The organism is Sphingomonas qomolangmaensis (genome assembly GCF_024496245.1).
Lineage (GTDB): Bacteria > Pseudomonadota > Alphaproteobacteria > Sphingomonadales > Sphingomonadaceae > Sphingomonas > Sphingomonas qomolangmaensis.
This window is the reverse complement of record NZ_CP101740.1, coordinates 2,981,557-3,005,000: the sequence shown is the minus strand read 5'-3', so window position 1 is coordinate 3,005,000 and position 23,444 is coordinate 2,981,557. Positions and strand designations below refer to the sequence as shown.

The 23,444-nt window shown below is 66.6% G+C and carries 20 protein-coding genes and 2 tRNA genes (1 of these 22 running past the window's edge); 9 read left to right on the top strand and 13 right to left on the bottom strand.

Annotation, left to right across the window (positions count from 1 at the left end; translation table 11 throughout):
* Positions 1 to 10, top strand: the 3' portion of a protein-coding gene (locus NMP03_RS14290) for a hypothetical protein (RefSeq protein WP_256506144.1). Its footprint begins 296 nt before the window's first position; the window shows 10 of its 306 coding nt (coding positions 297-306); its start codon lies off the left edge, out of view; the stop codon is at positions 8 to 10.
* A gap of 104 nt (positions 11 to 114) precedes the next feature.
* On the opposite strand, the gene NMP03_RS14285 is transcribed toward NMP03_RS14290, so the two are convergent.
* From NMP03_RS14285 to hisS, 4 genes are all read right to left on the bottom strand, one after another.
* Entirely contained in the window at positions 115 to 1,128 is a 1,014-nt protein-coding gene (locus NMP03_RS14285) for a DUF4167 domain-containing protein (RefSeq protein ID WP_256506143.1), read from the bottom strand.
* Positions 1,129 to 1,375: 247 nt separating this feature from the next.
* Positions 1,376 to 2,248 (bottom strand): peptide chain release factor N(5)-glutamine methyltransferase, encoded by an 873-nt coding sequence (gene prmC / locus NMP03_RS14280; RefSeq protein WP_256506142.1) that lies wholly within the window; start codon positions 2,246 to 2,248, stop codon positions 1,376 to 1,378.
* Between the two features lie 120 nt (positions 2,249 to 2,368).
* On the bottom strand, positions 2,369 to 3,442 hold the full coding sequence (gene prfA, locus NMP03_RS14275; RefSeq protein WP_256506141.1) for a peptide chain release factor 1: 1,074 nt from the start codon (positions 3,440 to 3,442) through the stop codon (positions 2,369 to 2,371).
* A gap of 136 nt (positions 3,443 to 3,578) precedes the next feature.
* The gene (gene hisS / locus NMP03_RS14270) at positions 3,579 to 4,826 is read right to left on the bottom strand and encodes a histidine--tRNA ligase (RefSeq protein WP_256506140.1); all 1,248 of its coding nucleotides are present in this window, start codon (positions 4,824 to 4,826) and stop codon (positions 3,579 to 3,581) included.
* Between the two features lie 95 nt (positions 4,827 to 4,921).
* On the opposite strand from hisS, the gene NMP03_RS14265 reads away from it, so the two are divergent.
* Positions 4,922 to 4,995, top strand: a tRNA-Gly gene (locus NMP03_RS14265).
* Between the two features lie 5 nt (positions 4,996 to 5,000).
* On the opposite strand, the gene NMP03_RS14260 is transcribed toward NMP03_RS14265, so the two are convergent.
* Both NMP03_RS14260 and NMP03_RS14255 read right to left on the bottom strand, forming a co-directional pair.
* Entirely contained in the window at positions 5,001 to 5,522 is a 522-nt protein-coding gene (locus tag NMP03_RS14260; protein ID WP_256506139.1) for a GNAT family N-acetyltransferase, read from the bottom strand.
* 40 nt (positions 5,523 to 5,562) lie between these two features.
* A tRNA-Tyr gene (locus tag NMP03_RS14255) sits at positions 5,563 to 5,648 on the bottom strand.
* A gap of 132 nt (positions 5,649 to 5,780) precedes the next feature.
* Between NMP03_RS14255 and NMP03_RS14250 the strand changes: the two genes are divergently transcribed.
* The 3 genes from NMP03_RS14250 (at position 5,781) to NMP03_RS14240 (ending at position 9,284) form a co-directional block, all read left to right on the top strand.
* Entirely contained in the window at positions 5,781 to 7,400 is a 1,620-nt protein-coding gene (locus tag NMP03_RS14250; protein ID WP_256506138.1) for a M20/M25/M40 family metallo-hydrolase, read from the top strand.
* A gap of 2 nt (positions 7,401 to 7,402) precedes the next feature.
* A complete protein-coding gene (gene rlmB, locus NMP03_RS14245; RefSeq protein ID WP_256506137.1) occupies positions 7,403 to 8,149 on the top strand; it encodes a 23S rRNA (guanosine(2251)-2'-O)-methyltransferase RlmB in 747 nt (248 codons plus the stop codon).
* A gap of 391 nt (positions 8,150 to 8,540) precedes the next feature.
* Positions 8,541 to 9,284, top strand: coding sequence for a hypothetical protein (locus NMP03_RS14240; RefSeq protein WP_256506136.1), 744 nt, complete (start codon positions 8,541 to 8,543; stop codon positions 9,282 to 9,284).
* Positions 9,285 to 9,360: 76 nt separating this feature from the next.
* Here the strand turns inward: NMP03_RS14240 and NMP03_RS14235 are convergent, their stop codons facing one another.
* From NMP03_RS14235 to recF, 4 genes are all read right to left on the bottom strand, one after another.
* Complete coding sequence (locus NMP03_RS14235; protein ID WP_256506135.1) at positions 9,361 to 9,771, bottom strand: septal ring lytic transglycosylase RlpA family protein; 411 nt, start codon at positions 9,769 to 9,771, stop codon at positions 9,361 to 9,363.
* 63 nt (positions 9,772 to 9,834) lie between these two features.
* Positions 9,835 to 12,354 (bottom strand): DNA topoisomerase (ATP-hydrolyzing) subunit B, encoded by a 2,520-nt coding sequence (gyrB, locus tag NMP03_RS14230; RefSeq protein WP_256506134.1) that lies wholly within the window; start codon positions 12,352 to 12,354, stop codon positions 9,835 to 9,837.
* 86 nt (positions 12,355 to 12,440) lie between these two features.
* Entirely contained in the window at positions 12,441 to 13,814 is a 1,374-nt protein-coding gene (locus tag NMP03_RS14225; RefSeq protein ID WP_256506133.1) for a DEAD/DEAH box helicase, read from the bottom strand.
* A gap of 184 nt (positions 13,815 to 13,998) precedes the next feature.
* Positions 13,999 to 15,063 (bottom strand): DNA replication/repair protein RecF, encoded by a 1,065-nt coding sequence (gene recF, locus NMP03_RS14220; protein ID WP_256506132.1) that lies wholly within the window; start codon positions 15,061 to 15,063, stop codon positions 13,999 to 14,001.
* Between the two features lie 114 nt (positions 15,064 to 15,177).
* On the opposite strand from recF, the gene NMP03_RS14215 reads away from it, so the two are divergent.
* Positions 15,178 to 15,522, top strand: coding sequence for a hypothetical protein (locus NMP03_RS14215; RefSeq protein WP_256506131.1), 345 nt, complete (start codon positions 15,178 to 15,180; stop codon positions 15,520 to 15,522).
* Positions 15,523 to 15,548: 26 nt separating this feature from the next.
* On the opposite strand, the gene NMP03_RS14210 is transcribed toward NMP03_RS14215, so the two are convergent.
* From NMP03_RS14210 to sbnA, 3 genes are all read right to left on the bottom strand, one after another.
* Positions 15,549 to 16,586 carry a DmpA family aminopeptidase gene (locus NMP03_RS14210; RefSeq protein WP_256506130.1) on the bottom strand — a complete coding sequence of 346 codons (1,038 nt, stop codon included), beginning with the start codon at positions 16,584 to 16,586 and terminating at the stop codon, positions 15,549 to 15,551.
* Between the two features lie 72 nt (positions 16,587 to 16,658).
* On the bottom strand, positions 16,659 to 17,696 hold the full coding sequence (gene sbnB / locus NMP03_RS14205; RefSeq protein ID WP_256506129.1) for a 2,3-diaminopropionate biosynthesis protein SbnB: 1,038 nt from the start codon (positions 17,694 to 17,696) through the stop codon (positions 16,659 to 16,661).
* A complete protein-coding gene (sbnA, locus tag NMP03_RS14200; protein ID WP_256506128.1) occupies positions 17,689 to 18,690 on the bottom strand; it encodes a 2,3-diaminopropionate biosynthesis protein SbnA in 1,002 nt (333 codons plus the stop codon). Before sbnA ends, sbnB begins: the two co-directional genes overlap by 8 nt.
* A 228-nt stretch (positions 18,691 to 18,918) precedes the next feature.
* On the opposite strand from sbnA, the gene NMP03_RS14195 reads away from it, so the two are divergent.
* From NMP03_RS14195 to NMP03_RS14185, 3 genes are read left to right on the top strand one after another with little or no spacing between them, the layout of a single operon-like run.
* The gene (locus NMP03_RS14195) at positions 18,919 to 20,196 is read left to right on the top strand and encodes an acyl-CoA dehydrogenase family protein (RefSeq protein WP_256506127.1); all 1,278 of its coding nucleotides are present in this window, start codon (positions 18,919 to 18,921) and stop codon (positions 20,194 to 20,196) included.
* Positions 20,197 to 20,209: 13 nt separating this feature from the next.
* Positions 20,210 to 22,210, top strand: coding sequence for a carbamoyltransferase N-terminal domain-containing protein (locus NMP03_RS14190; RefSeq protein WP_256506126.1), 2,001 nt, complete (start codon positions 20,210 to 20,212; stop codon positions 22,208 to 22,210).
* Entirely contained in the window at positions 22,207 to 23,424 is a 1,218-nt protein-coding gene (locus tag NMP03_RS14185) for an acyl-CoA dehydrogenase family protein (protein ID WP_256506125.1), read from the top strand. The genes NMP03_RS14190 and NMP03_RS14185 overlap by 4 nt, the downstream gene beginning before the upstream one ends.
* The last annotated feature ends 20 nt before the right edge of the window (positions 23,425 to 23,444 follow it).

The window sequence follows — 23,444 nt, the reverse complement described above, 5'->3', positions numbered from 1 at the left end:
ACAGGACTGACCGGTACCAAACTCACCGGCACCAGCTAGCCCGAAACGAAAACGGCCGGCGACGCTAGATGCGTCGCCGGCCGTTTCGGTTCTGGCCGAAGCGATAGCTTCAGATCATTCGGCGGGCGGGACCGCCTCGTCCTCACCGCGCACCCGGCGACGGCGGCGCGGCTTTTCGGCTGCGGCTTCGGCCGCATTGTCGTCATTGGCGAAGCCGAACGACGGCGGCAGGCGATCGGCTTCGATGCCGGCGCTTTCGGGTGCCGACGCTTCGGACACGACGTCCTCGGCGGGCTGACGCCGTGGGCGACCGCGACGGCGCGGCGCTTCGTCGACCGGCGCGTCGGCCTGCGCCGCGACCGGCTCGGGCGCGACGTCGGGAGCGCGGGTGGGCTCGGCGCGCGGTTCGCGCCGCGGGCGTTCACGATTAGCCTCGGCACGATTACCCTCGGCGCGATTACCCTCGGCGCGATTACCCTCGGCGCGATTACCCTCGGCGCGGTTGCTGTCGGCGCGGTTGCTGTCGCCACGATTGCCGTCACCGCGAGGCTGGTCGCGATCGGCGCGCGGCTGCGAGCGGTCGCGGCCATTGTCGCGTGGCTCGCGGTTGCCGGCTTCGCGGTTGCCACCCTCACGATTGCCGCCCTCACGATTACCGTCGTCGCGGTTGCCGTTCTCGCGGTTGCCGTTGTCGCGCTGGTCGCGTCCACCGCGCTCGCGCTGGTTGTCGCGCTGCCCGCCATCACGCTGGCCGGCCTCGCGCGGTGCGCGCTCTTCGCGATAGTCGGCGGTGCCGATGATGTCGTTGTCGCCGTCGAAATCATCATCGTCGTCGTCGACATCGTCGCGCTGGCGGCGCTGGCCGTTATTCTCCTCGAAGCGCGAGCGGGTTTCGCTCAGCACGCGGAAATAATGGTCGGCGAACTGCAGATAATATTCGGTGTTCACCCGATCGCCCTGCATCTGCGAATCGCGGGCGAGATTCTTGTATTTCTCGAGCAGCTGCGCCGCATTGCCGCGCGCGCGGCTGTCGATGCGGTTCCCGTTATCCTGACGATTCGGGCTTCCGCCACCTTGCGGGCGCTGCCCGCCACGACCGCGACGGCGGCCGGCCTGACGATTATTCATCAAGATATGCTTGTCCTGTCCTTACCCTGCCCGACGATCGAACCGATCGGCGCGCGCGTTTTTACCGCACGCAGCCCGAAATCATTGGGGAAGCGTGCCTGCCACGGCTGCCGGACTACAGCAGCTCGCATGCGTTGGATCGGGTCAAAGCCGCTGGTTCAACCGCCGCAGAAATCAGTGGCTTGGTTGAAAGTGCTTGCCCCGCTGTCAGTCTTAGCCGCCGCGCAAGCGAACGCCAAGCGGAATATTATGACCGATCCATGGCGGTTCCAATCGCGATGATTGCCCGCGGCCGCCCCCCGAGATCGGCGCGCACCGTCGGCGAAAGCCCCGCCGCGGCGACCAACGCCGACACGGCATCGGCCTGTTTCCAGCCGATTTCGAGGATCGCCGCGCCGCCCGGCGCGAGCAGCCGCGGCAGATCGGGGACGAAGGCGCGATAGGCGGCAAGCCCGCCCTCGGCGGCGAACAGCGCGGCGGCGGGCTCATGGTCGCGCACTTCGGCGGCGAGCGCTTCGTCGGCGGCGATATAGGGCGGGTTGGCGAGGATCAGGTCGAAGCGATCGGCGATGCCCGTCGCCCAGTCGCCGCGAACGAAGGTCGCGCGATCGGCCATTCCGAGCCGCGCGGCATTGGCCGAAGCGATCGCCAGCGCGGCATCGGCGCTATCGACCCCCACACCGGTCGCACCCGGCCATTGATCGAGCGCCGCCAGCAACAGCGCACCCGACCCGGTGCCGAGGTCGAGGAGGCGCGCCGGCGCGCGCGCCGCGAAATGCTCGACCGCCGCCTCGATCAGCGTCTCGCTGTCGGCGCGCGGGATCAGCACCCCGGGGGCCACGTCGAGCGTGACCGTCCAGAAATCGCGCGTGCCGGTGATATAGGCGATCGGCTCGTGCGCTAGCCGCCGGGTTACCAGCGCAGCGAAGCCATCGGGGGCGGGAGAATCGAGATGCCCAAGGATCATCCGTTCGCGGGTGATTCCCAGTGCATGCGCCATCAGCAGCTCGGCATCGAGGCGCGGGGTAGCCGAAAAATCCGCAAAACCCCGCGCCGCATCGGCAAGGGCACTTCTTACTCCCCTCCCGCTTGCGGGAGGGGTCGGGGGTGGGGCTGTCACAAACGAGAACGTGTGCGGACACGCCCTCCCCTAACCCAGTGCGAGGTGAACGATGCCCCGCATCGTTCAGGGCATGCCGGGGGCATGCCCGACCTCGCACTCGCAAGCAGGAGGGGGACTCTACCCATCCAGCGTCGCCAGCCGCTCGGCCTCGTCCTCCGAAATCAGCGCGCCGATCAGCTCGTCCATCTCGCCCTGCAAGATTTCGGGCAGGCGATGCAGCGTCAGGTTGATCCGGTGATCGGTCACCCGCCCCTGCGGGAAATTATAGGTGCGGATACGCTCGGACCGGTCACCCGACCCGACCATCGATTTGCGTGCGCCGGAACGCTCGCTCGCCAGCCGCTCGCGCTCCAGCTCGTACAGCCGGGTCCGCAGCACCTGCATCGCCTTGTCGCGATTCTTGTGCTGGCTGCGCTGGTCCTGCTGGATCACCACCAGCCCGGTCGGGATATGCGTCAGCCGCACCGCCGAATCGGTGGTGTTGACGTGCTGACCGCCGGCGCCCGACGCGCGATAAATGTCGATCCGCAAATCTTCGTTGCGGATGTCGACATCGACCTCCTCGGCCTCGGGCAGCACCGCCACCGTCGCTGCCGACGTATGGATCCGCCCGCCGCTTTCGGTCACCGGCACGCGCTGGACGCGGTGGACGCCGCTTTCGAACTTCAGCTTGGCGAACACGCCCTTGCCCGCGACGCTGGCGATGACTTCCTTGCACCCGCCCGCCTCCGAGCTGCTGGCGGAGATCAGCTCGACCTTCCACCCCTGCCGCTCGGCATAGCGCTGATACATCCGCAACAGGTCGCCCGCGAACAAGGCCGCCTCGTCGCCGCCGGTGCCGGCGCGGATTTCCAGCATCGCCGCGCGCTCGTCCGCGGCATCGCGCGGCAACAGCGCCAGCGCGAGGCGGCGATCGGCCTGCTCCAGCGCCGCCTCGTTCGATCGCAACTCCTCGCCCGCCATCGCGCGCAGTTCGGCATCGGCCTCGCGGGTCATCGCCGCCAGGCTCACCGCCTCGGCGCGCAGCCGCCGCACGTCCCCCGCCGCCTGCGCGACCGGCTCGAGCTCGGCATATTCCTTCGACACCGCGACAAAGCGATCGCTCGGCAAGTCGCCGGTCGCCATCTGCGCCTGCAACTCATCGCGCCGCGCCTCGATCTGGGCGATCCGCTCGGGAGAGATGCGGGTCATGCCACCGCTCCCGTAGCCAAAGCCACCCACGCCCCCTTCGTCACCCCAGCGAAGGCTGGGGTCCAGGGCCGCAAGCGAGCGCTACGATCGAAGAGACCCCAGCTTTCGCTGGGGTGACGACAGGAAATAGCACCCATCACGCAACCGGTGCCGAAAGCGCCGCCAGGACCTGCGCCACGTGCGCAAGCTCGGCATCGCTCGCGCCAAGACCGCGGTGGCCGGGGCCAGCCGGATCACCCTTGAAACTCACCACTTGCCGCGCACCGGCCTTCAGCGCCTTGTCGTACCGCTTCTTGGGACTGCCGGTCGTGATCGATTCACTGGCCACGCCGGCACGCCGGAGCGCCGCAACCGCACCGAGCGCCTCGCCGATAAAGGCGTCATCCTCGGCAACCACCACCACGTCGACGGTTTCCGCCACCGTCTCCTCCACCAGCATCGCCAACCGCTCGATCCCGGCCGCCCAGCCGACTCCCGGCGTCTCGGGCCCGCCCAGGCTCTCGACCAGCCCGTCATAGCGCCCGCCCGCAAGCACCGTCCCCTGCGCGCCCAGCCGATCGGTCACGAATTCGAACGCGGTATGCCGGTAATAATCGAGCCCGCGCACCAGCCGGCTGTTGCGGCTCCATGCCACCCCCGCGGCATCGAGCCCGCCGGTCACCGCAGCGAAGAAATCGCTCGCCTCGTTGGTCAGATACGCATCGATATCGGGCGCGCTGTCGGCGATCGGGCGATCGCGCGGGTCCTTCGAATCGAGGATCCGCAGCGGGTTCTTCTCGAGCCGCGCCAGGCTGTCCTCGGACAGATCGCCGCGATGCGCTGCAAAATGCTCGACCAGCGCATCGCGCCACGCATCCCGCGTCGCGGCATCGCCCAAAGTATTGAGCTGCAACGTCACCCCCTCGGCAATCCCCAGCTCCTTGAGCAACTGGTCGGCAAAGGTCAGCAATTCGACCTCGGCAGCGGGTTCGGGTGCGCCGATCACTTCGGCGTCGATCTGGTGGAACTGGCGATAGCGCCCCTTTTGCGGGCGCTCGTAGCGGAACACCGGACCGTGCGTCACCAGCTTGAGCGGCGCATATTGCCGCCAGCCCTCGGTGAGATACGCCCGCGCGATCCCCGCGGTGAATTCGGGGCGCAGCGTCAGCGATTCGCCGCCGCGATCGTCGAAGCTGTACATCTCCTTCGACACGACATCGGTGGTCTCGCCCAGCGAGCGCGCGAACACCGCGGTCGATTCGAACACCGGCAGCTCGACTCGGCTGAAGCAATACAGCCGCCGCACGCGATCGAACGTATCGACCACGCGCTGAAAGCGGCGCTGTTCGTCGCCGAAAATATCCTGCGTGCCGCGCACGCGCTTGGGGGTTTCTATCCGTGCCATGAGGCCGCGGTATCTATGCGAGCGGCCGCGCGAACGCCAGTGCCGCCGCAGCCGTCTTGCGCGCCAGCGCCGCCGGCGCTAATCGGTCCCCCAACGCGGGTATAGTACAATGGTAGTACAGCAGCCTTCCAAGCTGAATACGCGGGTTCGATTCCCGCTACCCGCTCCAGCCTTTCACATCCGCTTTTCGAGCACCACGAACGCCAGCGCGCGCGTTCGCGGCAGGCCGAAGCGCGCGTCGTCGAGCGGGAAGGGCCGCGTCTCGCCGGTGCGCGCATAGCCGCGGCGTTCGTACCAGGCGATCAGCTCGGGCCGCTGCGCGATCACCGTCATTTCGACCACCAACGTCCCGAAATGCGCGACCGCAGCGCGCTCGGCGGCCGCCAGCAGCGCGCGGCCGATCCCCGCCGCCTGCAGATCGGGCCGCACCGTCAGCAGCCCCAGATAGCCGATGCCACCCTCGCGCCGCGTCACCGAGACGCAGCCCGCGGCATCGTGGCGCATCAGCAGCAACTGGTCGGGATCGGCGAGGATGTCGGCCAGCGCCGCGCGATCGGTACGCTGGCCGCCCAGCAGATCGGCCTCGTGCGTCCAGCCGCCGCGCGCGCTGTCGCCACGATAGGCGCGCTCGATCAGCGCGTGGAGCACGGGGATGTCGTCGGCAGTGGCGGTGCGGATGGCCAGCGGATCGCTCATTGGCGGTGCCTTTGCCCTGAAGGCCTGTGCCCTAAATGGGTGGTGGACAGGGCTGGATTCGAACCAGCGTACGCTTGCACGGGCAGATTTACAGTCTGCTGCCTTTAACCACTCGGCCACCTGTCCACACAGGCCGCTGCTCTCCAGCGAGCGAGCGCCAATGCCCAAGCGCCCGCGGGCTGTCAACGGCTTGCGCGCATGTCGCGGGGCGAATAGCGTCGCGGCTTGCCTAGTTTGCCCCGAGGAAACCACGCCTAGATGCGCCTGATCCACCTGCTCGCCACCGCCGCACTGGTCGCCACCCCGATCGCCGCGGGAGCGCAGACCACCCCGCCCCCCGCCCCCGAATTCGCGCGCGTGGTCGACGAAGGCACCAATCGCAGCCAGGTGATGGTGCTGGCGCAGCACATGACCGACGTGATCGGCCCGCGCCTCACCAACTCGCCACAGATGCGCACCGCCGAGGCCTGGGCGCTCGCCAAGTTCCGCGATTTCGGCCTGTCGAACGTCCGCAAGGAAGGCTTCGACTTCGGTCGCGGCTGGTCGATCAACGCCTCGAGCGTGCGGATGGTCACCCCGCGCCCGATCCAGCTCACCGCGATCCCGATCGCCTGGACCCCGCCCACCAACGGCACGCTGTCCGCCCCGATCATCGTCGCGCCGATGAGCAAGAGCCGCCACTTCGCCGCGTGGCGCGGCAAGCTGGCGGGCAAGATCGTCCTAGTCACCGCCCCCGGCAAGGTCGAGGACGCGACCGAACCCGGCTTCAAGCGACTGACCGGCGAGGATATCGCCAAGCTCGACAGCTATCGCGAGCCCAGTTACGACCCCGCCGCGCAGGCGCGCCGCAACGCCGCCGCCACCTTCGAGGAAGAGCTCGACGCCTTCCTGAAGGCCGAGGGCGCGGTCGGCTTCGCCACCATGTCGTACCGCGACAACAAACTGCTGCATGGCGAGGGCTATATGCACAAGGCGGGGGCCAGCCCCTCGCTGCCCGGCGTCCAGATCGCCGCCGAGGATTATCGCCGCCTCGCGCGCCTCGCGACGATGGGCCCCGCCCCCACGCTCGAGATCATGAGCGACGTCGCCTATGACGACAGCGATACGCAGGCGTACAACATCCTCGCCGACCTGCCCGGCACCGACCCGCGCGCCGGCTATGTCATGGCGGGCGCGCATTACGACAGCTGGGTCGCGGGCGACGGCGCGACCGACAATGCCGCGGGCTCGGCGATGATCATGGAGGCCGCGCGCATCCTCAAGGCGATGGGCGTCCGGCCCAAGCGCACGATCCGCTTCGCGCTTTGGAACGGCGAGGAGCAGGCGCTGTACGGCAGCATCAACTATATCGAGCGCTATCTGGCGCGCCGCCCCGCCCCGGCGACACCCGAGAACAGCACGCAGAATTACTACAACCAGACCACGCGCTATCCGGTCACCCCGCTGCCCGGCTATCGCGACCTCGCCGCCTATTTCAACATCGACAATGGATCGGGCAAGCTGCGCGGCATCCATGCCGAGAACAACGCCGCCGCGGTGCCGATCCTGCGCGAATGGCTCTCGCCCTTCGCTCCGATGGGGTCGGGCAGCGTCGTGTTCGGCCGCACCGCCGGCACCGACCACCAGTTCATGGCGGCGATCGGCCTGCCCGCCTTCCAGTTCATCCAGGATCCGCTGGACTATAGCTCGATCACGCACCATTCAGGCGCCGATACCTTCGATCACCTGAAGGCAGCCGACATGCGGCAGGGGGCGATGGTGCTGGCGTGGATGCTGTTGCAGGCCGCCAATGCCGACACGCCGCTGCCGCGCAATCCGATCCCGAACCAGCCGGTCGTCACCGATCCGTTCGCCACCCCCGACCCCAACGCAGAGTAATCATGGCCCGCAAAGGACACCGACCAAGCCAGGCCCCCGCCGGCCGCCCCCGTTTCTGGGGGCGCCATCCGGTCACCGCCGCGCTCGCCAACCCCGACCGCACCGTGCGCAAGCTGTGGGCGACGCGCGAGGCGCTGGCGGGGCTCGACATTCCCCCGGTGGTGCCGATCACCTTCGCCGACGTCGCCGACTTGGGGAAGCTCGTGCCCGGCGACGCGCCGCACCAGGGGCTGGTCGCCGAAGTCGATCCGCTCGACGATCTGTGGCTCTCCGACGTGCTCGAGGCAGGCGCCGACAGCAAGCAGCCGATCCTGGTGCTCGATCAGGTGACCGATCCGCACAATGTCGGCGCGATCCTGCGCTCGGCGGCGGCGTTCGACGCCTTGTGCATCGTCACCCAGGATCGCCATTCGGCCCCCGAAAGCGGGGCGCTGGCCCGCGCCGCCTCGGGCGCGCTCGAACTGGTGCCGTGGGTCCGCGTGGTGAACCTGTCGCGCGCGCTCGAGGAGATCGCCGAGGCGGGCTATTGGCGCATCGGCCTGTCGGGCGCGACCGAGACGACGCTCGACGAAGCGCTGGGCGCGAACCGCGTCGCGCTGGTGCTGGGCGCCGAGGGCGAAGGGATGCGCCAGAACACCCAGGCGCATTGCGACGCGATCGCCCGCCTGCCGATCAACCCGCTGGTCGAGAGCTTGAACGTGTCGAACGCGGCGGCGATTGCTTTGTATGCGGTGAAGGCGCGGGGGTAGGTGTTGGTTGGTTGGTGCTATTCAACACAAAGCGACAGAGCGCCGCAGATAAATTTTTAGCTACCGCCAAATGACGTCGAGATGGTCCCTTCGACCAATAACCTTCGTTGGGTCGCTCAGCCAGGACGCCCTCATCTTAACCTGCAAATAATACGTATGCCTATCGCATCGCGGGAAGCGATCTCGGGCAGCGCAAAAAAGCCACATATGGAGCTCAAATAGCACCTAGGCTTTATCAAGCAAAATCAGCAAAATAATGAATTTTAAAGCCTTAAAAACACAATTTGCTGCAAGACTGGCCGAAGTTTTAGAATCGAATCGTTGATCGCCTGAAATTTGCAAGTCACACTTTTACCGACACACGCCAGTTCAAGATGTAGGGGGCAGTCTAATGCGAACGGCTCTTATTATAACGTCAGCAATAACGTTATCGGGATGCGCGACTGCTAATGGATATGTCAGCGTCGGCGCCTCGAATCGCGCAAGTGAGGGTACTTTTCTGCAGCCCGTGGTGGCAGCTAGCACCGTCATCGAAGATAGCACCGGAATCAATACTGTATATTGGGCTAGTCTGACAGAACAACAGCGCCGTAATATTTATAATGGTGCCACTATGACAGTTCAGGTCGAGCGCCAAGATGCCTCTGGCGGCTTCACCGTTTTGCCTGGAGTAGTAGCTGTTTCAAGAGGGCAATATCGCCTCAGATACCGCTACCAACTTTATCGCGAAACTTTTTGTCAGCCAACAAATCCTGGTGCCGGTTCGGTGCGAGTTGGGGTTGGGGTCGATATACGTATAGCCCTATCCTCAAAGCAGGGCAGCCTTTCAGTTGGAAGCCTCGTTCCACTGGTTGGGGCCGTAGCCGCAAAGAAGGCTACGGGTAGTCTCAGTATCAATTTGATTGGCGCCGGTAGTACATCGTCTCTCATGCAAAGCTACCTGACTGGGGGATCTGAACTAACACTCGATAGCGTCACGAAAGCAATGGAATCTTTAAAAGTAATGCAGGCTGTCCTTGACGACAAAACTCAGCCGACCAATCCATCTTATCTCGAAGTATTTGAAAAATCGCCAGGATCATGCAACAGCACGCCCAACCTACCAGCAGCCGTGTCTAAAACAGCATCGACGTGACGATGATGTCCTGAGTTGCTTCCTACGTCCGTTGGGGTTGCGACACCCCTCCCTAAAATCGGATCGACCGCCTACCCTACTTCGCAGCCACCAAGCTCAACACCACCTTCGCGGTTCCGCGTCCGATGATCCCCAGCTCGCGCGCCGCCGCCTTCGACAGGTCGATCGCGCGCGACTTCACGAAGGGGCCGCGGTCGTTGATGCGGACGATCACGCTGTTGCCCGACAATGCGTCGGTCACCCGCACCAGGCTGCCGAAGGGCAAGGTCCGGTGCGCGGCGGTCATCAGTTCGGGGTCGCATTTCTCGCCGCTGGCGGTGCGGTTGCCCGCGATCTCGCGCCCGAAGAAGCTGGCCAGGCCTTCACCAACCTTCTCGATCACCGAAGGACTTTCGGGCTTGGCGACGTCCTCGGCAAAGGCCGGGGTCGCGGTCAGCATCAGCACGACGGAACCCGCGGCTGCGATCGAGCGTTTCGTGAAGTGCAACCTTGTTCCCCTAACCGCCCTTGCCTGTCGTCCGGGCTAACCAGGGCGGCGGGAAAGAAAAGGTCAGACGTCGAGATTCGCGACGCTCAGTGCATTCTCCTGGATGAACTCCCTGCGCGGCTCGACCACGTCGCCCATCAGGCGGGTGAAAATCTCGTCAGCGACGTCGGCCTGGTCGACCTGCACTACCAGCATCGACCGATTTTGCGGGTCGAGCGTCGTCTCCCACAATTGCTCGGCATTCATCTCGCCCAGCCCCTTGTAGCGCTGGATCGACAGGCCCTTGCGCCCCGATAGCAGGATCGCGTCGAGCAGCTGGCTCGGACGACCGATCAGCGTCTCGCCCTTGGCGATTACCTGCGGCTGATCCTCGGCATCGGTGATTGCGTCGGCGGCGGCCTGTTCGGCGGCGAGTGCCGCCTGCGCCGACTTGGCGGGCACCAATTTGGCGGCACCGTCATAGGACGCTGCTTCCTCGGCGGCGAGCGCGTGGAGCTTGCGCCCCTCGGCCGACGACAGGAACGCGGCTTCGACGATGTGGTGATCGGTCACCCCGCGCCAGAAGCGCTGGAAGTGGAAGCCACCCCCTTCGGACAATTGCCCCGACCAGCGCGCCTCGGGATCGGCCATGTCGAGCCGCCGCACGACTTCGCCCAGCCGCTCGGTCCGCTGCTCGCGCGTGATCGCGGGATCGAGCGTGCCCGCAAGCGCCAGCGCCTCGATGATCGAGGGATCGTAGCGGCGCGGGACATAGCGCATCAGCGTGCGCATCCGCCGGGCATGTTCGACCAGCGTCCGCAGATCCTTGTCGGCGCGGGTGCCCTGCGAGGTTTCGAGCACGTTGAGCGCCGTCCCTGCCTCGACCAGATATTCGTCGAGCGCGGCATCGTCCTTCAGATACACTTCGGACCGGCCCTTGGTCGCCTTATACAGCGGCGGCTGCGCGATATAGAGATGCCCTGCGGTGATGATCTCGGGCATCTGGCGATAGAAGAAGGTCAGCAGCAGCGTGCGGATATGCGCGCCGTCGACGTCTGCGTCGGTCATGATGACGATCTTGTGGTAGCGCAGCTTGGCCAGGTTGAAATCGTCGCGGCCGATGCCGGTGCCCATCGCCTGGATCAGCGTACCGATTTCCTTGCTGCCCAGCATCCTGTCGAATCGCGCGCGCTCGACGTTCAGGATCTTGCCGCGCAACGGCAGGATCGCCTGGAAATGCCGGTCGCGGCCCTGCTTGGCGCTGCCGCCTGCCGAATCACCCTCGACCAGGAATAGTTCGGACTTGGCGGGATCGCGCTCCTGGCAATCGGCCAGCTTGCCCGGCAGGCTGGCGATGTCCATCACCCCCTTGCGGCGGGTGAGCTCGCGCGCGCGCTTGGCGGCTTCGCGCGCGGCGGCGGCGTCGATCGTCTTCTGGATGATCGCGCGCGCGGTCTGCGGATTTTCCTCGAGCCATTCAGCGAGCTTGTCGGCCATCAGGCTTTCGAGCGGCTGGCGGACTTCGGACGAGACGAGCTTGTCCTTGGTCTGGCTGCTGAACTTGGGGTCGGGCAGCTTGACCGAAACGATCGCGGTCAGCCCCTCGCGCATGTCGTCGCCGGTCAGCGACACCTTTTCCTTCTTCAGCATCCCCGATTTGTCGGCATAATTGTTCAGCGTGCGCGTCAGCGCGGCGCGGAACGCCGCCAAATGGGTGCCGCCGTCGCGCTGCGGGATGTTGTTGGTGAACGCCAGGACGTTCTCGTAATAGCTGTCGTTCCATTCGAGCGCGACGTCGATGATCACATCGTCGCGATCGCCATGGATCGCGATCGGCTCGGGCATCAGCGCGTTCTTGTTGCGATCCAGATACTGCACGAACGCGGCGATCCCGCCTTCGTAATACAGCTCGACCTCGCGCGGCTCCTCGTGGCGCGCGTCGCGCAGGAACAGCCGAACGCCCGAATTGAGGAACGCCAGCTCGCGATAGCGATGCTCGAGCTTGTCGAAATCGAATTCGGTGATCTTGAAGGTCGCGGGGCTCGGGAAGAAGGTGACCCGCGTCCCCTTCTTGTCGGCACCGCTTTCGGTCTTGGGTGCAGGGCCGGTGATCTTGAGCGGGGCGACCGCATCACCGAACGCGAATCGCATGTAATTTTCTTCGCCGTCGCGCCAGATCGTCAGGTCGAGCCATTCGCTCAGCGCGTTGACCACCGAGACGCCAACACCGTGCAGCCCGCCCGACACCTTATAGGCGTTGGTGTCGCTGGTATTGTCGAACTTACCGCCGGCGTGGAGCTGGGTCATGATGACCTCGGCCGCCGAAACGCCCTCGCCTTCGTGGATACCGGTGGGGATGCCGCGGCCATTATCCTCGACGCTGACCGATCCGTCGGCGTTCAGCTGGATGATGATCTTGTCGCAATGGCCGGCCAGGGCTTCGTCGATCGCGTTGTCGCTGACCTCGAACACCATGTGGTGGAGGCCCGATCCATCGTCGGTATCGCCGATATACATGCCGGGACGCTTGCGGACCGCGTCGAGGCCCTTGAGGACGCGGATCGAGGACGCGCCATATGCATTTTCTTCGGGGGGTGTTGCCATGCCGAGGATATAGGGATTCGCGGCGTGTAACGAAAGCGAAATAGGAGGGGGGCGGGGGGAGGATATGCCCGCCCCCCGCGATAGGCTCAGGCCTGCGCGCCGCCCGAGCGGCCACGCCCGCCGCCACCGCCACCGCCGCCACCGCCGCCACCGCGACGCTGACCACCCGGACGGCCCGATCCACCCGGACGCCCGGCGCCACCGGCACCCGCTGGCCGCGCGGCATGAGTCGCACGCGGACGGCGCGGACCCTGCTCCTGGCGCGGACGATCGGGACGCTCGGCAGGAATCGGCCCGACGCGGCTGCCCTTGATCCGTTCGGCCTCGGCCTGGAAATTCTCCGGCAGCGGCACGACGCTGATGCTGTGGCGCGTCAGCTTCTCGATCGTGCGCAGGTACGCGCGCTCGTCATCGGCGCAGAAGCTGAACGCGATGCCATCGGCCCCGGCACGCGCGGTGCGGCCGATGCGGTGGACATATTGCTCGGGCACGTTGGGCAGTTCGAAGTTGAGCACATGGCTGACCCCCGAAACGTCGATCCCGCGCGCGGCGATGTCGGTCGCGACCATGATCTTCACCTTGCCCGAGCGGAACTCGGCCAGCGCCTTCTCGCGCTGCGGCTGGCTTTTGTTGCCGTGGATCGCGTTGGCCATGATGCCGTTGGTCGCCAGCAGCTTCACGACGCGGTCGGCGCCATGCTTGGTGCGCGCGAACACCAATGCCCGCTCGATGTCGTTGCGCTGGAAGAACAGCGTCAGCAGGATCTGCTTTTCGGCCTGGTTGACGAAGGTGACGTACTGCTCGACGCGCTCGGCGGTGGTGGCGACCGGGGTCACCTTCACCTCGACCGGCTCGGTCAGGAACTTCGACGCCAGCTCGCGGATCGTCGAGGGCATCGTCGCCGAGAAGAACAGCGTCTGGCGCGACGCCGGCAGCATCGTCACGATCTTGCGCAGCGTGTGGATGAAGCCCAGGTCGAGCATCTGGTCGGCCTCGTCGAGCACCAGGATCTCGACATCGCCAAGGCTCATGCAGCGCTGTTCGATCAGGTCCATCAGCCGGCCCGGGGTGGCAACCAGGATGTCGACGCCCGCCGAGGTGTCGCGGCGGTTGCGCGCGATCGGGGTACCGCCGAAAACGGTGGCGACGGTGAGCTTGGTATATTTGGCGTAGGCGCGCGCGCTGTCGGCGATCTGGCTCGCCAGTTCGCGCGTCGGCGCCAGCACGAGCATGCGGCAGCGCATCGGCTTGCGACGCTCATTGGCCTTCACCAGCCGGTCGATCGAGGGCAGCATGAACGCCGCGGTCTTGCCGGTGCCGGTCTGCGCGATGCCGAGCAGGTCGTTGCCCTCGAGCAAGGGCGGGATCGACTGGAGCTGGATCGGCGTCGGGGTGTCGTAATTCTTGAGCGCGAGCGCGTCGAGGACGGCCTTCGAGAGGCCGAGTTCTTGGAATGACATGGGAATCCTGTCGTATGGATGCCGGTGGCGCGCATCAGGACGCACGGACGGCGGGGTCAAAAATGACGCCCCGCGTGAAATGGGAAGCCGGTGGTGCGACGCCGAGCCGGTCTGGAAGGACCAATCACGCTGCTGTTTGAAAGCGTCGCTGCGCTGCGGCAAATGGGCGCACTCGGGGCAAAAGTCAATCGGGGGAGATCGTTCCGCCGGCGACATGATAGCGGGTGGCCGCGCCGACCGCCTCGAACAGCGCGGCTTCGGTGCCGGTCATCCACACCTGCCCCTTGTCCGCCAACCGCTCGAACAGCGCCGCGCGGCGCAGCGGATCGAGATGCGCCGCCACCTCGTCGAGCAACAGCACCGGTGCGCGACCGGTGCGCGCGGCGACCAGGTCGCCATGCCCCAGCACGATCCCCAGCAGCAGCGCCTTCTGCTCGCCGGTCGAACACAGCGCCGCCGCCTGCGCCTTGTCGAGATGCGTCACGACCAGGTCGGCGCGATGCGGCCCGATCAGCGTGCGCCCCGCCGCGGCGTCGCGCGCGCGTCCCTCGGCGAGCGATCGCAGCAGCGACGAAGCGTCGCCGCCCCATCCCTCGAGCGCGAGCCCGGCGCGCGCGAACGGTCCCGACGCCTCGCCCGCCAGCCGCTCGCCCAGCATTGCCACCGTCGTCCGCCGCGCGGCATCGAGCGCGACGCCATGCTCGGCCATCTGCACCTCGAGCGCGCGCAGCCATTCGGAATCGGGCCGCCGCTCTTCGCCGAGCAGCCGGTTGCGCTGGCGCATCGCGGCCTCGTAGCGGCTGGCATTGGCGGCATGGCCCGGCACCAGCGCCAGCGTCAGCCGGTCGAGGAAGCGTCGCCGCTCGCTCGCGGGCTCGACGAACAACCGGTCCATCGCCGGGGTCAGCCACAGCACCGTCAGCCATTCGGCCAGCGCATTCGCCGATGCCGCCGCACCGTTGACGCGCACCACGCGGCGCTCGGGCGCGCCCGCCTGCACCCCGGTGCCGAGCTCGACCTCGCCGGCAAGCGTCGCCGCGACGCCAAAGCCCCCCGCGCCGCCCTGCCGCGCCATTTCGGCGAACCCCGCGCGGCGGAGCCCCTTGCCCGGCGCGAGCAGCGACACCGCTTCGAGCACATTGGTCTTGCCCGCGCCGTTTTCGCCGGTCAGCACGACGAACCCCGTTCCCGGGTTCAGCGTCGCATTCTGGTGGTTGCGGAAGTCGGTAAGGGCCAGTCGGGTCAGCATGTCGCGGGCGTGTTAGCGCCTTGCCCGGCGCGACGGAAACGATAGGTTGGAACGGACACGCAACCTTCGCCGCCAACCGGGGTTGATGCGACCTGAACGAAAATGGAATTAGCTATGTCGATCCGTTATGCGCTTGCCCTGATGCCGGTGTGCCTCACGATGGCATGCGCCCCGCAGACCCCGCAGGAACAACAGGCCGAACAGATCCGCGAAGAAGCCGACAAGCGCGGCGACGCGATCGAAGCCGAAGCCCGCGACCGGTCGGCGCAGATGGAGGCGCAGGCCGCGGCGCTCGAGAGCCAGGCGGGCACGTCGCAGAGCTTCGACGCGCAGCGGCTACAGGTCCAGGCCGATGCGCTCAAGAAGCAGGCCGACCTGATCGAGCAACAGGCCGACGCGCAGGCCAAGGCGGTTCGCGACGCCGGCCAGGCGCAATCGAGCGCGCTGCTGGCGAACTAGCGGGGTCCAGCGCGAGCGATGCCGACCTAGGCTTCGATCGCGCGATGTTGGGCCAGCACGCTTCGTACCTTGTCGAGCGGGAGCGCGTCGATCCGCGTGCCGTCGCGGCCGGTCATCGCGTCGGCCGCGAACAGCGCGTTCAGGATCGCCTCTTCGGTCGCCTCGACCGTCGCATCGAACAAGGGGCTCATCCATTCGTTCTGCAGCATCGCGACGGGCAGGATTTCCCGTCCGATGTCGTGCGGCGACCCGACCGGCGCGGTCGAGAAGGCGACGATCAGGTCGCCCGATCCGTTGCCCGCGGTCGATCCGGTGCGCGCTAGCCCCATCGCCGCGCGCCGAGCGACGCGGTTCAGTTGATGCGGCAGCAGCGGCGCGTCGGTCGCGACGACGATCATGATCGATCCCAGCTCGGCGACCGGGCGAGCGCCGTTGGCGCTGGCACGCGCAAACGCGCGTCCCACCGGTACGCCGCAGATCGTGAGCTGCTCGATCCGCCCGCAATTGGCCTGGACGAGCACCCCCAGCGAAAACCGCCGCGGCGCGCGGACGATCCGCGAGGCGGTGCCGATCCCCGCCTTGAAGCCGAACGAGATCGTACCCGTACCGGCACCAACCGATCCTTCGCGCACGGCTCCCGGGGCGCACGTCGCCAGGCACTCGGCGACATGCGCATGGGTTACGTGGAAGCCGTTGATGTCGTTGAGGATGCCGTCGAAGGTTTCACCGACCACCGGCAGTGCCCAGAACCCGCCCGATCGATTGGCGTTGGTCGCGGGCTCGCGACGGTTATCGACCAGCCAGCGGACATAGCCGTCGCGCACCGCGCCGACGCTGTGGGTGTTGGTGAGCAGCACGGGGCCATCGAGCAACCCCGATTCGGCGATCCATGCCGCCCCGGTGAGCTCGCCATTGCCGTTTAGCGCGAACTGGCCGGCGAAGGTGGGCATCATGTCGGCACCGCGCGGACGAATCGCGGTGATGCCGGTGCGAACCGCGCTTCCCTCGATCAGCGTGCAATGCCCGACGGTCACGCCCGGAACGTCGGTAATGGCGTTGTGCAAACCTGGGGTGCCGGGCAAGCGGAGCCCGAACGCGCGCGCCCGCGGGCGAGTCATCGGCGGCGCGCGGGCGGATCAGCGCGCGACGTCATGGAAGAAGCCCGGGATTGGAATATGATCGCCCGCGGCGACCGCGCGCTCGTAGACGAATTTGCCCAGCGCGACGTCGAGCACTCCCATGCCGAACGGCGAAAAGATCGTCGGCTTGGCCGGGTCGACCGCGCAATCGCCGCGGATATGCTCGCTCAGCGTGCCATTGATGAACGCATGATGCCCCACCTGCTGCTGCGCGAGATGCAACGATGTCGCCGCGGTGAGCACGTGATCGACGTCGTCGACCACGTTGTTCGCGGCCAGGATGACTTCGGGCGCCAAATCGCGAAGCGATATGTGCAGCACCAGCGGGTTGTGCGCGAACAATGCCGGGTCGTGGACGTGCGGCTGACCCGCCACGGTGGTGAAGACCAGCAGGTCGGCAGCCGAAATCGCGGCGCCGGCGTCGGGCGCTACCGCGATCGAATCGTGGCGATCGTGCTCGGCGATGCCGCTGGCGAAGCGCGCTGCCTCATTCGGGTCGAGGTCGTACAATAGCAGCCGTCCGATTTCCCATCCGCTTCGGAGCAGGAAGCGATAGACATAGCGCGCAATCAGCCCGGTCCCCACAATCGCCAGCACACGCGCCTTGCGATCGGGGCGCAATTGCTGCGCCGCAAGCACGGCCGACGCGGCGGTGCGCGCCGCCGACACGATCGACGCTTCGAGGCACGCGACCGGATAGCCATTGTCGTGATTGTTGAGGATCAGCACCGCCGAGGCGCGCGGAATCCTGCGTTGCAGATTCGCCGGATAGCTCGCGATCCACTTGATCCCCGATATCGGTTCGGGATCGGTCAGATGCGCCGCCAAGGCGATGATCCGCGCGTTCGGCTTGTCGGGGAAGCGAAGGAAGCTGCTCGGCGGCATCACCGACCGGCCGTCGCTATGCGCCAGATAGGCATCGCGCACGATCGAAATGCAGGCATCGGCCGAATCGTCGATCACCCGCGCGACAGCGGCTCCGGGGATGATCGAAAAATCGAGCATGTCCGCGCCGTGCATCGCGGCGTCAGCCACACATCGCCTCGGCATCCTGGAGGTCGGCGGCTTCCCGCCATGCCGCCCAGTTGGGATCGAACACGGTGTCGAGATAGGCCGATCCGCGGTCGCAGCACATGAAAAGCACCCGCGCCGGGGCGCTGCCGCTGCTGCGTCCGCTGAAATAGCGCTGGATCGCGCTGTAGACGCTGCCCGTCGACGCACCGACGAACAAGCGATGGCGGTCGAGCAATTCCTGGCAGGCGCGCACCGCATCGATCTCGGGCACCATGACGACGTCGTCGATCTCGGCCTGGCCGACCAGCCCGGGGGAGATGCTCGACCCAAGCCCTGGCAGGTGACGCCGCTTGGGCGCGCCGCCGAAGATCACCGATCCCTCGGCATCGACCGCGATCACCCGGACATTGGGGTTTTCGCGCTTCAGTCGCTGCGACACGCCGGCGATCGTTCCGCCGGTGCTGACCCCGACAAAGACATAGTCGAGCGGAACCTGCGCGATCTCGGCGCCGGTGAGATGATAATGCGCGGCTACCGCCCCCAGATTTTCGTACTGATTGGGCCAATAGGCGTCGCCATAGAGCGCAATCAGTTCCTGCACCTTGCGCAGCCGAGTCTTCAGGAACCCCCCGGTATCGTCGCGTTCGGTGACCTTGACGACATCGGCGCACATCCCGCGCAGCGTCTGCTCGTAATGCGACGAGATGTTGGGATCGATCACCGGCACGAAATCGATCTCGAGCATCCGGCAGCAGACCGCGACCGCGCAGGCGAAGTTGCCCGAGGAGGATTCGATCACCGTAGTATGCGGACCGATATCGCCGCGCTCGATCGCCTCCTTCAAAATCCACAAGGCAGGGCGATCCTTGATGCTGCCTATTCCGTTCGAATATTCCAGTTTCGCATAGATATCCAGCCCGTCGGATACCGGTTCTTCAAGACGAACGATGGGCGTGGGGCGGATAATATTTTGGGCACGAAAAAGGCGATCCAATAGGCCCTGCCGGTCTTCCATGGCTCACCTTTGAACGGAATGATTCGACTCGCAATCGCAGGGTATTGTTGAAATACTTCATAGTCAACTACGACACCGATCATATAGATGTGTTGATCTTTGCCAATAACATGAAGTATGTCGTGACGAAGAGGGATCACACCAAGCAATATATGAGAGGCTGACTTGGCAAACCGCCATATGTTGTTCGCGCGCGAACTTCCCCCCCGTCCACTTGAGGGCGGTCCGATGATCGCAGCCGCCGCCCCGTGTTGCGGCGGCTACCCACTCGGAGCGCAGACGCTGGAAGGCGCCGCGCTGATCGCGGCGGCGGAGGGGCATGTCGAGGCGTTTCGCGCCCGCGCCGAACGGCATGATCGCGACGGCAGCTTTCCTTTCCAGAATTTCGAGGACCTGCGCGCGAGCGGGGTGATGGCTGCCGCGGTGCCGCGCGAACAAGGCGGGCTCGGGGTGTCTTCGCTGCGCGACCTGATGGTTGCGATCAGCCGGATCGGGCGCGGCGACGCGGCAACCGCGATCGCCGCGAACATGCATATCGCGGGCGGCGCGGTGATCGTGCGGATGATGCGGCGCGCACAGGCGCAGGGCGACGTCGAGACCGCCGCGGCGCTGACCGATCTGCTCGTCAAAGTCGGGCGTGAGGGCGTGGTCCTGTGCTTCCCCACCACCGAGCCGGGCACCGATCTGGCAAGCCCGGCGTGCGAGCTGACCCCCACCGAGGGCGGCTATCTGCTCAACGGCCTCAAGATCTTCGCGACAATTTCTCCCGCCGCGCATCTGTTCTTCCCGAGCGTGCGGATACCCAAGGACGGCGGTGGGTATCTGACGGGTACGGTGATGATCCCGCGCGGCGCCCCGGGGATGGTGATCGAGGACAATTGGGACGCGCTGGGCATGCGCGCGTCGGGAAGCAACGCAGTGCGCTTCGTCGATTGCTTCGTGCCCGCGGCGATGTTGTTCGGGGTCCGCGACAACTACGCCAAGATCGGGCGGGGCTTCGCCGATTTCGCGTTGATCGCCAATCTGCCGCTCATCTCGGCCTTTCTGGGCATCGCCGAAGCCGCGCGCGAGCTTGCTGCGGCGACGGTGACCGGCCAGCGCAAGGGGCCGAGCGCCAAGCTGCTCGGCGATCGCATCCCGATCCAGATGCTGGTCGCCGAGATCGACATCGATATCGCGGTGTGTCGTGCGCTGATCGACCGGCTGGGCACCATCGCCGACGCTTTCCTGCAGCGCTATCCCGAGAATGACGCACCGATCGACGAGGCAACCTTCCTGATGAAGGAGGTCCAGTGCATGAAATATGTCGTCAATCGGAAGGCGATCGACGCGGTCGATCGCGCGATGATCGTCTGCGGCGGTGCCGCCTATATGAACGGGCACCCGCTATCGCGGCTCTATCGCGACGCGCGTGCGGGACCGTTCATGCAACCCTTCGCGCCCTATGAGGGGCTCGAATATATCGGCAAGGTCGCGCTCGGGCGCGGGCCTGCGCTCGATCGCTGAGGCGCGCGCGGCGATGCTCGTCCTCGGCCTTGCTGGCGGGCTCGACCCGATCGACCGCAAGATACTCGATACGCCCGAGGCCTATACCTATGACGGCGCGGCGGTGCTGATCGAGGATGGGCATGTCGTCGCGGCGTTCGAAGAGGCGCGGCTCAACCGTATCAAGCATTCGAACAAATTTCCCGCTGCGGCGGTCCGCCATTGCCTGGCGATGCGCGGCGTCGCGCTGCCCCAAATCGACCGGATCGCTTATTATGTCGACGAGGCTTCGGCCGACGCGCTGCTGGCGCGGATGTATCTCGACCGACCCGACATTGCTGCGCGGGCGAACGCGCGGCACCTGCTTGCCGCAACGCTGGCGCGCGAATGCGGCGATGCGATCGATCCCGGGCGGCTGTGCTTCTTCGAACACAAGCTGACGCACGCGGCCTGCACGATGCACCAGTCGGGATTCGACGAGAGCCTGGTCTATGTCATCGACAATGCCGGCGGGCTCTACCGCGGGACGCGCGCCGCCTCGGGCAAGGTCGCGCTCGATACGATCGCGCTGACCGATCCTTCGCAGTCGCTGCAGAAATTATGTCACGCGGTGCTGCCGTTTCTGGGGCTGGGCCTGTTCGAGGAATATCGCGCGCTTGCGCTGGCGCAGTTCGGCAGCCCCGAACGGTTCGAGGCCGCGGTCGGCATGTTGTACGCGTTGCTACCCGACGGACACTATCGCCTGGATCTGGCGCGCACGCGCGACCTGCGCGACCTGATCGATCCCCCACGCGGAGGCGTGCTGACCGCGGCGCACCACGATCTCGCCGCGGCGCTGCAGCAGGCGATGGAGCGGATCGTGCTGCATGTCCTTGCGCATCATCGTGCGACGACCGGGCTGCACAACCTGTGCACCGCGGGCGGCATGGCGGACAATATCGCCACGAGCACCGCAATCCGCAGTGCCGGGCTGTTCGACGAAATCTTCGTCCATCCCGCGGCATACGACGCCGGATGCGCGCTGGGCGCGGCGTTGCTGGCATCGCAGGCCGCCGGCACGCCGCCGCCGCGCGCGCGCATCGACGATGTTCGCTGGGGTAGCGATGTCCGCGACGCCGCCGCCCTGCTGCGCGGTTGGAACCCTGTCGTGTCGACCGACGCGAAGAACGATACCCCGCGGCGCGCCGCCGAGTGCATCGCGCGCGGTGCGACGATCGGCTGGGTGCAGGGGCGCTCGGACTTCGGGACGCATGCACTCGGCGCGCGCAACGCCTTCGCCGCGGCAGCCCCGATCGCCAATCGCGAGCGGCTGCATCGTGCGCTCGGGCGTGTCGAAACCTATCGACCGCTTGCGGCAATGATCCGCGCCGAAGACCTGGCGCGATGGTGCGAAGGCGAAAGCGACGGCGGCGCGCTTGGTTTTCAGACCTTCCTGGTACGTGCCCGCGCCGAGACGCGCGCGCCGTTGGCCGCTGCCCTGACGCATGACGACCGGTTCTGCGTGCAGACCGTCGCGCGTGATCGCCAGCCCTTGCTCTGGCAGTTGCTCACCCATCTCGACGCGCTGACCGGGTCGCCGGTGTTGCTCAGCGCATCGCTCAACCGCAGCAACGAGCCCACCGCCGAAAGCGTCGAAGACGCGGTCGTGAGCTATCTCGGCTCGCAGCTCGATTATCTGATCGTCGGCGACTGCTTCGTCGAACGCCGCGAGATCGACTGGGACGCGCGCGGCGCGCTGCACCTGGCATTGCCGCCGCACGTCAAACTGGTCCGCAGCCAGGGACTGATCGAGCGACATTCGCAACGCATGACCGCCGAACTGCGCACCACCACCACCGCCCCGATGCGCCGCGCGGTCACCCCGCTTCTGGGCGACCTCCTGGCGACGATCGGGGAGGCCGCGCCGCTCGGCGAGATCGTGTCGGAAGCGCGACTGGCGGCGGATGATGCGCGGCAGTTGATCGACGAAATCGACGCGCTGTGGTCCGCTGGCATGGTCTTGCTCCGACCGGCGCCCGCGAAGGAAGCGGCATGAACGCGGCGTTCCTCGACGCCGACGCGCGCAGCGGCGGGTCGACGAGCGGCGCGCGGTTCGACGACGAGCTGACCGCGGCGACCGACGCGCTCGCGATCGCGCTGCGCGAACGCGATCTCGCGATATTCTATCGGGCGTTCCGCGCGACGCAGCTGCCGTTTCTGTGCGGGCCGATGCGCGACGACGTCGACGCGCTCTTTCCCGCCTGTTTCGCGGTGGTCCACCGCCTCGGCGGGCTCTCACCAGCGCTCGCACTCGCGGTCGAAAACCACTATTACGTGACCTCGGCGGTGGCGACCTTCCCCGCGGCGGCCGATCCCGCGCTCGAAGTATTTCGCCACCGGCTGCTCGATCGCGTGACCGATGCCAGGCTGCTGGTCGCCAATACCAATTCGAAGATACATGGAACCCGGTTGGGGGAGATCGGCACCGCCGCGCATCGGCATGGCGACGGGTTCCGCATCAGCGGCAAGGCCGCCTATACCTCGCTCGCGACCGAGGCCGATCTGCTGGTGCTGCTTACCGAGATCGCCGACGAAGGCACCGCGCTGTTCGTACTCGATCGGCTGCGCGACAACCCCGCGGTCGTGATCGGCGATTATCTTCTCCCGACCGCGATGATCGATTCGGATACGCGGCACATCGGGTTCGATGATCTCGACCTGCCGAAGGAAGCGCTCGCGACGGCGGCGGGCAGCCCACTCACCGCGTTGCTCATCCGCTTCGAAATGGCGTGGCACCAGGCGCTGATCGGCGCGCTTTACCTTGGCTGCGCCGCGCGCGCGCTCGACGAGATACGGCGCTTTGCAGGCGAAATGCGGGGCCGCGACGGGGTGCCGCTCGCCAAGCTCGACGGGATGATCGTCGATACCGGGCGGCTGGCGATCGACTATGCGACCGCGCGCGCCGCGGTCGAGCGCTGCGGCGCCGCGATCGCCCGCGTCCGCGCGCTTCCGCGCGACAGCGAGGCGATAGAGCGCGCGTCGAACGAGGCCAGCGTCGCCAAATATTCGGCCTGCCGTGTCGCCGAGGCGATCGTCACCGCCGCGCGCCGGATCGTCGGCGCGCGCAGCTTTGCCGGCAATTCGGTGCTCGAACGACTGTCGAGCGAGGTGATGTTCGGCGTGCTCGGCCCCGAAGTCGGCGCAGTGACCGAACGCCGGCTCGGCAAGCAGGTGCTCGAGGGCAGTTTTTTCGCGCGCACGTTCGGATAGCGCGCGACGCACGATCCATC